The 11,081-nt window shown below is 30.8% G+C and carries 12 protein-coding genes; 9 read left to right on the forward strand and 3 right to left on the reverse strand.

Features of this window, described 5'->3' with window-relative positions:
* Positions 1–128: 128 nt before the first annotated feature.
* On the forward strand, positions 129–809 hold the full coding sequence (locus RDK80_RS16735; protein ID WP_308524926.1) for an N-acetylmuramoyl-L-alanine amidase: 681 nt from the start codon (positions 129–131) through the stop codon (positions 807–809).
* A gap of 600 nt (positions 810–1,409) precedes the next feature.
* Entirely contained in the window at positions 1,410–2,441 is a 1,032-nt protein-coding gene (gene rsgA / locus RDK80_RS16740; RefSeq protein WP_308524927.1) for a ribosome small subunit-dependent GTPase A, read from the forward strand.
* Positions 2,442–2,489: 48 nt separating this feature from the next.
* On the opposite strand, the gene RDK80_RS16745 is transcribed toward rsgA, so the two are convergent.
* On the reverse strand, positions 2,490–3,146 hold the full coding sequence (locus RDK80_RS16745) for a GNAT family N-acetyltransferase (RefSeq protein ID WP_308524928.1): 657 nt from the start codon (positions 3,144–3,146) through the stop codon (positions 2,490–2,492).
* 291 nt (positions 3,147–3,437) lie between these two features.
* On the opposite strand from RDK80_RS16745, the gene RDK80_RS16750 reads away from it, so the two are divergent.
* From RDK80_RS16750 to RDK80_RS16780, 7 genes are all read left to right on the forward strand, one after another.
* The gene (locus RDK80_RS16750; protein WP_308524929.1) at positions 3,438–4,013 is read left to right on the forward strand and encodes an HD domain-containing protein; all 576 of its coding nucleotides are present in this window, start codon (positions 3,438–3,440) and stop codon (positions 4,011–4,013) included.
* A 351-nt stretch (positions 4,014–4,364) separates the two neighbouring features.
* Positions 4,365–5,321: an exosporium glycoprotein BclB-related protein gene (locus RDK80_RS16755; RefSeq protein WP_308524930.1), complete on the forward strand. Its 957-nt coding sequence runs from the start codon at positions 4,365–4,367 to the stop codon at positions 5,319–5,321.
* A gap of 168 nt (positions 5,322–5,489) precedes the next feature.
* Complete coding sequence (locus tag RDK80_RS16760; RefSeq protein ID WP_308524931.1) at positions 5,490–6,563, forward strand: glycosyltransferase; 1,074 nt, start codon at positions 5,490–5,492, stop codon at positions 6,561–6,563.
* A 274-nt stretch (positions 6,564–6,837) separates the two neighbouring features.
* Positions 6,838–8,004, forward strand: coding sequence for an alanine racemase (alr, locus tag RDK80_RS16765; protein WP_201259947.1), 1,167 nt, complete (start codon positions 6,838–6,840; stop codon positions 8,002–8,004).
* A gap of 42 nt (positions 8,005–8,046) precedes the next feature.
* A complete protein-coding gene (locus RDK80_RS16770) occupies positions 8,047–8,724 on the forward strand; it encodes a uracil-DNA glycosylase (RefSeq protein WP_094903026.1) in 678 nt (225 codons plus the stop codon).
* A 91-nt stretch (positions 8,725–8,815) separates the two neighbouring features.
* Entirely contained in the window at positions 8,816–9,430 is a 615-nt protein-coding gene (locus tag RDK80_RS16775; RefSeq protein WP_094903024.1) for an acetate uptake transporter family protein, read from the forward strand.
* Between the two features lie 169 nt (positions 9,431–9,599).
* Positions 9,600–9,770 (forward strand): zinc-ribbon domain-containing protein, encoded by a 171-nt coding sequence (locus tag RDK80_RS16780; protein WP_094903022.1) that lies wholly within the window; start codon positions 9,600–9,602, stop codon positions 9,768–9,770.
* Positions 9,771–9,805: 35 nt separating this feature from the next.
* On the opposite strand, the gene RDK80_RS16785 is transcribed toward RDK80_RS16780, so the two are convergent.
* On the reverse strand, positions 9,806–10,105 hold the full coding sequence (locus RDK80_RS16785) for a DUF1294 domain-containing protein (protein ID WP_094903020.1): 300 nt from the start codon (positions 10,103–10,105) through the stop codon (positions 9,806–9,808).
* Position 10,106: 1 nt separating this feature from the next.
* Positions 10,107–10,973, reverse strand: coding sequence for a DUF4438 domain-containing protein (locus RDK80_RS16790; RefSeq protein WP_094903018.1), 867 nt, complete (start codon positions 10,971–10,973; stop codon positions 10,107–10,109).
* Positions 10,974–11,081: the final 108 nt, after the last annotated feature.

Here is an 11,081-nt window from a genome sequence, read left to right on the forward strand (position 1 = left end):
ACTTTAAATTATTTTCAATATGTTCAGAGACTGTTGCTTTAAGTTGCAGTCTTTTTTTATTTTCTTTCGTTATAATATGGTAAGGGGTATTTTCAACTTAAAAATATAAGCATATATGGGGGAGACAGATGATACTTAGAAGGATTAGAGCTATTTTTCTATTAATATTATTAATATTTATTATTTTTTTTGCATTTAGAGGATTATACTTTTTTAAGAAGGACTTTATATCATCGAAGAAAGTTATAGTTATAGATCCGGGACATGGTGGAAAAGATTCTGGGACTATTGGATTTAAGAATAGTTATGAAAAAGATATAAATTTAGACATATCTAAGAAATTATATAAAAAACTTAAGTCAATGGGTTACAAAGTTATTTTAACTAGAGCAACAGATGAATTTATTGATAATAATACTAGAGCAGATATTGCAAATAAGAAGAGAGCTAGAGTATTTATTAGTATCCATGGTAATGCAATAGAAAATAATAATACTGTAAATGGAGTTCAAGTATTGTATTATCCTGATAGAGAAAGTACTATAAATGACCCAAATAGTGATTCATTAGCTCAAATCATATTAGATAAATTATTAGAGGAGACCGGAGCTAACAATAAGGGAATAGTAGATAGACCAGACCTAATCGTATTAAACCAAACAAAAATGCCAGCTATAATAGTTGAATGTGGATTCTTATCTAATGAAAACGAAGAAAAGCTTTTATTAACTGACGATTATCAAGATAAGATAGTGGATTCTATAGTAAATGGATTAGAAAATTACTTTGAGTTAAATTTAGACAATTAGGCAGGTTCGTTTAATTAATATAAGACTCTAGAATTTTTCAATAGAACATCTTAAGATATTATGTTAACCTAATATTGATAATATTAAAGGAATCAAGATAGAAGAATAATATATGATGATACTATAAGGAAAAGTGATGCAGATATAATTATGTTTATCTATAATAATACGGATTTCAAAATGATGATAGAAACAATGAGAAAATAAAGATAATAAAACTTTGATATCATTTCAAATATGTCTTGACAACAATATTTGGCAGATATATACTTAAAATATGTAAATAGTAAGGAGTCGATGTGATATGATAAAATTGATAATGGAGATTGTTCAATAAAATCAAATATGGGCCAAGGAATTAATGATTAATGGTATATTTTTTTGTTGTGCAATAAAATTACCTTGTGCCGTAGAAATCAACCCTTCACATCTACTTAAATCTAATAATAATTAAATAATATTACCGTAGATATCCATGGATGGTTTTGTCTACGGTATTTTTATGCCCATTTTTAAGGAATTAAAAGGAGTGATGTTTTATGAAAAAGAATATAAACTTTAATGTTACAAGTATAAAATTAATAAAATTGGAGGAATTAAATGATTAAAGATATTGAAAACTATGGTTTTACAAATTATTTTAGTAACCAAATAGAATTAATTAATGGAGATAAAGATGATCTTGTACCAGCAAGAATAACTGAAGTACACAAAGAGATGTATACAATAATGTATGATAATATAGAAAAAAGAGCAAGGCTCAAGGGTTCAACATTCTATAACGATAAATATAGTATATATCCTGCTGTAGGTGATTTTGTTTTAGTTAAACAAAATCCTTATGGAGAGGATATAATCCATCATGTATTAGATAGAAAAAGTAAATTTTCCAGATACGATTCACATTATGAGAAGGAGCAAATGGTTGCTGCGAATTTTGACCATGTATTTATAATTTCATCTTTAAACCATGATTTTAATATAAAACGAATTGAGAGATATCTTTCAATTGCATGGGAAAGTGGAGCGAATCCAGCAGTTATCTTGACGAAATCAGATTTAGTTGATGATATTGAAGAATATAGTATACAAGTAGATAATATTGCTATGGGAGTACCAATTTTCTATATTAGTTCAGTAACGGGAGAAGGAATAGAAGAGCTAAAAGAATATCTTAAACCAAGAGAAACTATAGTGTTTCTAGGATCTTCGGGTGTAGGTAAATCTTCTCTGGTAAATGCCTTATCTGGTGAGAATATTATGAAGGTCAATGATATTAGGGAAGATGATAGCAAGGGAAGACATACTACAACTCATAGACAATTGATTATGTTAAGCAACGGAACTATGATTATCGATACTCCTGGCATGAGAGAGCTTGCACTTTGGAATATTGAGGATGGATTAGACACTACATTTTCAGAGATAGAAGAATTAAGTAGATTATGTAGATTTAAAGACTGTAGTCATAGTAAGGAGCCGGGATGTGCTATTAAAAAAGCACTACTAAGCGGTGAACTTTCCTATGATAGATGGAATAATTATATAAAGCTCCAGAAGGAGGCTAGGTTTGCCGCTAGAAAGGAACAGTTAAATCTTAGGAAGAAAGAAAAATTATCAAAGAAAAGATGATAGAATAAAGGAGATATGTAAAAGTAAAACCAGCTAGAATAGCTGGTTTTACTGATATATTACTTCATAAGAAAGTTTTCGTTTGTATAGATTTAGGTGATTTAAATCTAAATACATATAATTTGGATTAGTCTTCATCTCTACAAAGCCTAAAGATGAATAGAAAAGTTTCAAGTGCTTAACGGCTTTTTCCCTTTCTTCTTTACTCATTGATTCCATAGAATCATATTCTAAATCATCAGTAATAGGGTCAGGAAAAAGTCCTATATATCTAACATTATTCTCCATAAATAAGTTTATATTTTTTTCAAAGGTATCTAATACGTGCCGTCCAACTCCACTACCCCTATATTGAGGAAAAATGAAAAAACGATCTAGGTGATAGATGTTTTCGCAGCCCATTTTATAACATGATGTTTCTTTTATTAAACTATTGCAAATATCAAAGGTTTCTTCATCGTATTGATGAATTAAAGAGATGATATTATTTAATTGTTTATCATCATAAAGCTTACATAAGTTGAAAAAATGACCCTTTAGTTCACCTATAATAATTTCTGCACCATTTATCTCTTGGCAGATATCTATAAATATTTCTTTAGTATAAGGGTTAGACTCATGAGATAATTTGAAATTTTCTCTTAGATAAATAGTAGGGTCATGATCAGTGTCTGAATCTTCACTATCAGTTTCGATACATCCCACTCCTTTTAATTATTTTGAATAAACTAGATTAAAAATATAAAACCCTGCATATCTCGCCTCCCTTTATATTATTATACCCATTATCTATGAAAAGTTTAAAAAATATGTTAATCTATTTTATAAGATGAACTGTCTACATTTTAAAGGAATCTTAAAAAATGAAAATTATACTTTTATTTTAATTTAAAAAATATATATTTAGGTTATTAGGTTATATAATATAGGCTAATATTATTAAATGCAGAGAAGGATATTTAATATATTGATTCATTTATTAAAGGGGGAAATATTATGACATATTCAGTAGATAGAGAAAGATTAAACTATATACTTGGTTCAAACAAAGATATAAAGGATTACAAAGATGAAATTCTTAGAATCATTCCAGAACTTATTATTTGCGTTGACTGTGAACAGAATATGCCTGCTCATATTTATAATGTATTCGATCATATATTAGAGACTGTAAACAGAGTAGATTCTGATTTGATTTTGAGGGTAACGGCACTCTTACATGATATAGGTAAACCTTATAAAAAAATTGTTATTAATAATGTTGATAGTTTTAAAGGACATGAGGAAGTAAGTGAAATAATTGCAAACTTAATTTTAGCAAGACTAGGATATGATGAAGATTTTATAAATAAGGTATGTAAACTTATTAAATATCATGATTATCAAATTTTGCCCACGGTGGAAGGTGTGAAAGAATCTATTGATCTAGTAGGAGATGAGCTTATATCATACCTTTTCTGTTTTCAGAAAGCAGATTTGTTAGCTCACTCGGAACAACGATATAAACCACTATTGCCCAAACTGAGTCAGGCTAAGGAAATATATGAATCGCTGTGTGGAAGAAGCTCTTAAAAACCCTAATATCGGCATCTTTTTGCCTAGATATTTATGCTCAATGATAATTATATTATCATATAAAAAGTTAATCCGTATAACATAACAATAGAAAATTTTAAAACCAATAATGGAGTTTAGTTAACTCTGCTATTGGTTTTTTTAGTCTTTCTTTTATAACATGTGCTTGTATAAAAAAACGTACACCTTTTATATTGTATTTCATATTATATTATAGAGATAAATTATTTAATAAACTGTTATAAAATAAAATACTGAATAGAAATTCTATTTTTACTGGATTGTACACACTTTATATTAAAGTGGGAAAAAATCATTGTAGTTGTAAATATAGAAAGGAGATTTAATATGTCATATATAGCTTATAATAATTGGTATGGATCAAAATGTGACCCTTGCAGAAGAGATCATGATTGCTGTAGAAGAGATCATGATTGTTGCAGAAGAGATCATGATTGTTGTAGAAAAGATCATGATAAATGCAAGCTTGAATGCGAATGTGTTCTAAGGTGTCCGACAGGTCCGACAGGTCCAACAGGTCCGACAGGCCCAACAGGTCCGACAGGTCCGACAGGTCCAACAGGTCCAGTAGGAACAGGAGTAACAGGTCCGACAGGCCCAACAGGTCCGACAGGTCCAACAGGTCCAACAGGAACAGGAGTAACAGGCCCAACAGGCCCAACAGGTCCAACAGGTCCGACAGGCCCAACAGGAACAGGAGTAACAGGTCCAACAGGTCCGACAGGCCCAACAGGTCCAACAGGTCCGACAGGTCCAACAGGTGTAGCGGGAGGCGGGGCTATTATCCCATTCGCTTCTGGTATAACACCTGCAGTGCTGACAACTGTATTAGGTGGAGTATTGAACACAGGTAGTATCGTGGGCTTTGGTTCCAACGTAACAGGTGTAACTGGTCTGGGTGGTGCAATTGATATTACACTAATAGGCGACCTAGCCTTCAATGTACCTCGCAGTGGAACATTAGATTCCTTATCTGCTACCTTTAACGTCACTCTAGGTTTGAGTTTAATTGGATCTACTGCTACGGTTTCTGCAACAGTATATTCTGCACCAGCTGGAAGCAACTCTTTTACACCAGTTCCAGGTGCAACAGTTACACTTTCTCCTAGCTTTAGTGGTGTTATCCCTGTAGGAGCAATTGCCACAGGTTCAATTAGTGGTATTGGCTTCCCTGTCACAGCAGGTATGCGTTTGATGCTTGTATTCTCTTCTGCAATTACAGCTGGAATTGATATAGCATCTACACTAACTGGTCAGGCAAGTGGTGGCATTGGAATTATCTAAAAGACATCTTTTGGGTAAGAAGACCTTTATAAATCATGACCGTCGGCTTAGCCGGCGGTTTGTTTTGTCCCTATAAGGGGGCTGTTACCTATGTATATTTTAGTATAAATCACAAAAATAAATACTTTATCATATTATATAATGGAAAATTGTTTTTGAGGTGATTAGATGATAACTATAAGTTTATGTATGATTGTCAGGGATGAAGAAGATGTTATATCTAGATGCTTAGATAGCGTAAAAGATATCGTTGATGAAATAATAATAGTAGATACTGGATCTAAAGATAATACAAAAGAAATTGTCAAAGGATATACAGATAAGGTGTTTGATTTTGAATGGATTGATGATTTTTCTGCAGCAAGAAACTACTCTTTTTCCAAAGCTACAAAGGATTTTATCCTTTGGCTAGATGCTGATGATGTTATTCTTGAAGGAGATAGAGAGAAGTTCAAGGATCTGAAACAAAAGTTAGATCATAATGTTGATATAGTAATGATGAAATATAACGTAGGTTTTGATGAAAATGGTAACATTACTCTATCATATTTCAGAGAACGCTTGCTAAAAAGAATAAATAATTATCAGTGGATGGAGCCCGTTCATGAATATCTAGAATTAAATGGAAACATAATAAATTCTGATATTTGTATAACTCACAAAAAAGAACGTCCCACTGTTGGAGGTAGAAATATAGCTATCTATAAAAAAGCTATATTAAGGGGAACAGATTTAACACCTAGGGGACTATATTATTATGCTAGAGAATTGTTTTATAATGAAGAATATGATGATGCAATAGAATACTTTAATAAGTTCTTAGACACAGAAAAAGGGTGGAGAGAAGATAATATAAGTGCTTGCCATAATCTTTCAATTTGCTATAATAATAAAAATGATAAAAAAAATATGCTAAGGGCTTTACTGAAGAGCTTTGAATATGATACTCCAAGGGCAGAAATTTGTTGCCAGCTTGGATATTATTATCTTAGTAATAAAGAGTATGAAAAAGCCATATTTTGGTATAAATTAGTTTTAGAACTAGAAAAGCCAATTAATAATTGGGGATTTATTCAACATGATTATTGGGGATATATCCCATGTATACAATTATGTATATGTTATGAGAGGCTTGGAAACATAGAGGAAGCAATAAGATATAATGATAGAGCAGCAGAATATAAGCCTAATGATCCAGCTGTAGAATATAATAGGAATTATTTTAAAAACATTGGTAAATAAGAAACTAAATATAGACTTATATAAATAAGTATTTAGCTATAAGAGGTAAAGAATGATATTAGCTGGATTTACAAATAGATTTTCGTTAAGACTTCCTATACATATAATAATCACATTATAGATGAGATTATTTATATATTTATCATAGTATGAATAGGAAGTCCCGTTTCTATAATTAAAGCTAAGCTGAAAAAGCTTAGCTTTAATTATAGATTTTTGATAGAATATATTATAATTTAATATACAAAGGATTAAAATAACGGAGGTGTCTTTATTGGAAAAACTAACAAGACCAGCATGGATGGAAATAGATTTAGACAATCTTATCCATAATCATAAGGAAATCAGAAGTATATTGAAAGAAAAAACTGAACTAATGGCAGTGGTTAAAGCAGACGCATACGAGCACGGTGCTGTACAAATAGTTAGGACTCTAATGGAAGAAGGTGTTAAAAAGTTCGGTGTGGCACATCTTTCAGAGGCACTTCATATACGAAAATATGTGAAGGATGCAGAAATATTAATCATGGGTTATACACCAGAGTACTTAGCAGAAAAGGCTATTTTAAATGATATTACTTTAACTGTGTATCTTAAAGAACAGGGTGAGATTTTTTCTCAGTTAGCAAAGAGATTAAATAGAACAGTAAAGATACATGTAAAAATTGAAACTGGAATGAATAGGTTAGGATTTATGCCTAATGAAGATGGTATAAAAGATATTAAGGATATTTATAACATGGATAATATAGAAGTAGAGGGAATGTTTACTCACTTTGCCGCTTCCGATGATGATCCTAGTTATACAATGGAGCAGGTAAGAAGATTTGATTATGTTTGTAACGCATTACAGAAGTTAGATATAAATATTCCAATAAAGCATATTAGCAATAGTGCAGCTATAATGAATTTCCCAGACTTAAACTATGATATGGTAAGAGCTGGAATTATTTTATATGGCGTATATCCATTCCCTAATGCCGATAGAGAACTTTTAAAACTTAAAAATATTCTAACATTAAAAGCTCAAATATCTCATGTGAAGGAAATTGGAAGTGGAGAAAAATTAAGTTATGGGCTTATATATGAAGCTAAAAAGAAAACAAAGATAGCCACAGTGCCAATAGGATACGCAGACGGATTTAGTAGAGAACTTAGCAATAAAGGAAATTGTATAGTTAATAATACTGTAGTTCCTATAGTAGGTAGAATTTGCATGGATCAATTAATGATAGATGTAACTGGATTAGATGTAAAAAGAGGAGATGAAGTAATACTTATGGGTAAGAGCTTAGATAAAGAAATTACCATAGAGGAAGTTGCAAATAAAAGTGGTCAAATTCCAGCAGCCGTGCAATGTATGTTTAACAAAAGATTGCCTAGAATATATATAAAGAATAAAGAAATAATAAATGTAACGGATTATTTATTAGAATTGTAGGATATGGAATTGATTCAGGATAATAAATAGAGGTGAAGCTATATGAAAAAAATATTTAATAATGATTGGCAAGACTTATTAGAAGGAGAAATGCAAAAGGAATATTATCAAAAATTGAGACAATTTTTGATTAATGAATATAGGACTAGAACTATATATCCAGATATGAATGATATATTTAACGCATTACATTATACTTCTTATAAGGATGTTAAAGTAGTTATATTAGGGCAAGATCCTTATCATGGTCCTAATCAAGCATATGGACTAAGCTTTTCAGTAAAACCAGGAGTTAGGATACCACCTTCATTGGTAAATATTTATAAGGAATTAAAAGATGACTTAGGCTGTTATATACCAAATAATGGTACTCTAACTAAATGGGCTAAAGAAGGAGTATTGCTACTAAATACATCTTTAACTGTAAGAGCTGGAGATGCTAATTCCCATAGTAAAATTGGTTGGGAGATATTTACAGATCATATTATTAAATTGCTAAATGAGAGAGAAGATCCTATAGTATTTATTCTTTGGGGAAACAATGCAATTAAGAAGAGAGCTTTTATAACTAATCCAAAACACTATATAATAACCTCAGTTCATCCTAGTCCATTATCGGCTAGCAGAGGTTTTTTTGGGTCCAAACCTTTTTCTAAGACCAATAAATTTTTAGAATCCATAGGGAAAAAGCCCATAGACTGGCAAATAGAAAATATTTAAATCTATCCTTTAAATATGATAAAAAAATAACTTGATATAAATCTAAAACATGGTATTATATATGAGATTATATTATTTAAAGGAGGATTTTATGGAGAAAATTCAGACAGAAAATGTAAAAATTGTTAATGCAGATCCATCGGCCATGGGCTTATTTGGATTAGCAATGGTCACATTAGTGGCATCATCGCAAAAACTAGGTCTTACACAAGGTTTATCATTTGTAATACCATGGGCAATATTTTTAGGTGCTTTTGCTCAATTATTTGCTTGTATCAATGATTCAAAAAGAAATAATACTTTTGGTACGACTGCATTTGGAGCCTATGCGTTCTTTTGGATGGGTGTTGCTACATCTTGGATGATAAATATGGGAGTATTTGGACAAGCCCTAGCATCAAGTGTAGACACAAAACAATTAGGATTTGCATTTTTGGGATATCTAATATTTACAATTTTTATGACTATAGGTGCTATGGAAACACATAAGGTATTATTTTTAATATTCTTCTTTATAGACCTATTATTCATTGGATTAACTCTTGATTCCTTTGGTATTATGGGGGAATTTCCACATAAATTAGCAGCATATTCAGAATTGATAATTTCCTTATTGTCATTCTATGGCTGTGGTGCATCAGTATTAAATGAGCATTTTGGAAAAACCTTTTTACCTGTAGGTAAGCCATTTGGAATATTTAAATAAGATATAAAGAATTTTATTGCATAGTTTAAAAATTAGAATTATACTATTAGTATCAAATAAGATTTAAAATTAAGAAGATTACTAATCGAGCAAACAACATTTCCTCTTTTATGCAATATTTTTGATTTTGTTTTAAATCTTATAATAAATGTAAAGGAGGAATGTTGAAATGGCAGATAAGACAATAAAATGTAAAGACTGTGGTACTGACTTTGTTTTTACAGAAAGAGAGCAAGAATTCTACAAGGAAAAAGGTTTTGATAATGAACCGCAAAGATGTGTAGATTGTAGGAAAAAAAGAAAACAAGAAAAAGGTAACAACAGAGGTTTTAGAAGATAAGAATTAATGACAGGGATAGTTCCCTGTCATTATTATTATCTGATATTATTAAATATAATTAATTCAATGATCTTGTTCAATACAAGAATACAAGGAATACCAATATAGAATTTCTTTTTACTTAATTTATGTTTAAAAACCACCATGCCAATTAAAGCGCCTATAGAGCCACCAAAGGTAGACGTAAGAAGCAAAGATGCTTCAGATATTCTCCATTCTTTCTTTTCAGCTTTATTTTTATCTATACCAAATAATATGAAAGAAATAAGGTTTATGGATATTAAATAAATTAATAAAAAGATCTCCCTATTATTAAAATTTGAAATAAGATTCATTTTATTTTACACCTAAATAATTAGCTATGTTGGCATCCTCAGTTTTTATTCCCTTTATCTTAGAAGTCTTGCAGCTTAAAAGTCCAGTAACACCAGGGCCATGTCCTGCTAGTATGCAATTACTGTGTACTACTACACCAATAGTTACAGCACCTTCTAAATATTGACGCCCATAGGTATTGTCACAGTCTTTCAAAAGAACTAAGTCGCCAAACTTAAGTCTATCTATTCCATATTCTTTTACTGCTTTTTCATCTCCTGTAGTTATGTCATAATCTCCACTAAAACTAGTAGCACTACCTATGCCTGAACCCATTAGATGTGCTGGTATTTCAGTTACTACCGGAACTTCCAGTTCTCCATTTTCATTCTCTTTAATGCCTATTTTTTCAAATAAATTAGGATCAAGATTCATTACTACTATATCATCATGACCTTCAATTGCAAGGCCTTGACCATGGGCTTTAATAAGTATATTGTCATTTATAGCCATTTTTTCTAGGTCTTCTTGAGGGAAATATATCATAACATGTTCAATTCCACCATGCATTCCAGTAACAAATCCCTTTGCACCTTTTGCGTCGCCAGATATTACTCTAGCCTCGTTACCTACACAGGATAGAACCATTAAGGCTCTATTTTCAGCTACTTCTTCATTTCTAATACTTACACCTGGTTCTACATGGTCTCCTACAAGATCCATACAACAATCTCCGATTTGAAAATTGTATGTAATACCACCAGTGGCATGTAAAATCATAGGTCTGCCATCACCACTTATTCTATAAGGGCTTGGTCCCATTATAGGGCTATGAATTTTACCCTGTACCGATTGAATTACTAGTTTGTCTCTGTTAGTTTTTAACAAAAAAACCACCTCCTATTAGTCATATATAATAAATTATACTATATAAATATAGAAAGAAATGTAGAAAATAATAATTTTTATAAAATACTTATTATAAAAGTATATAAA

The sequence above is a fragment of the uncultured Tissierella sp. genome, from assembly GCF_902479755.1.
GTDB lineage: Bacteria > Bacillota > Clostridia > Tissierellales > Tissierellaceae > Tissierella > Tissierella carlieri.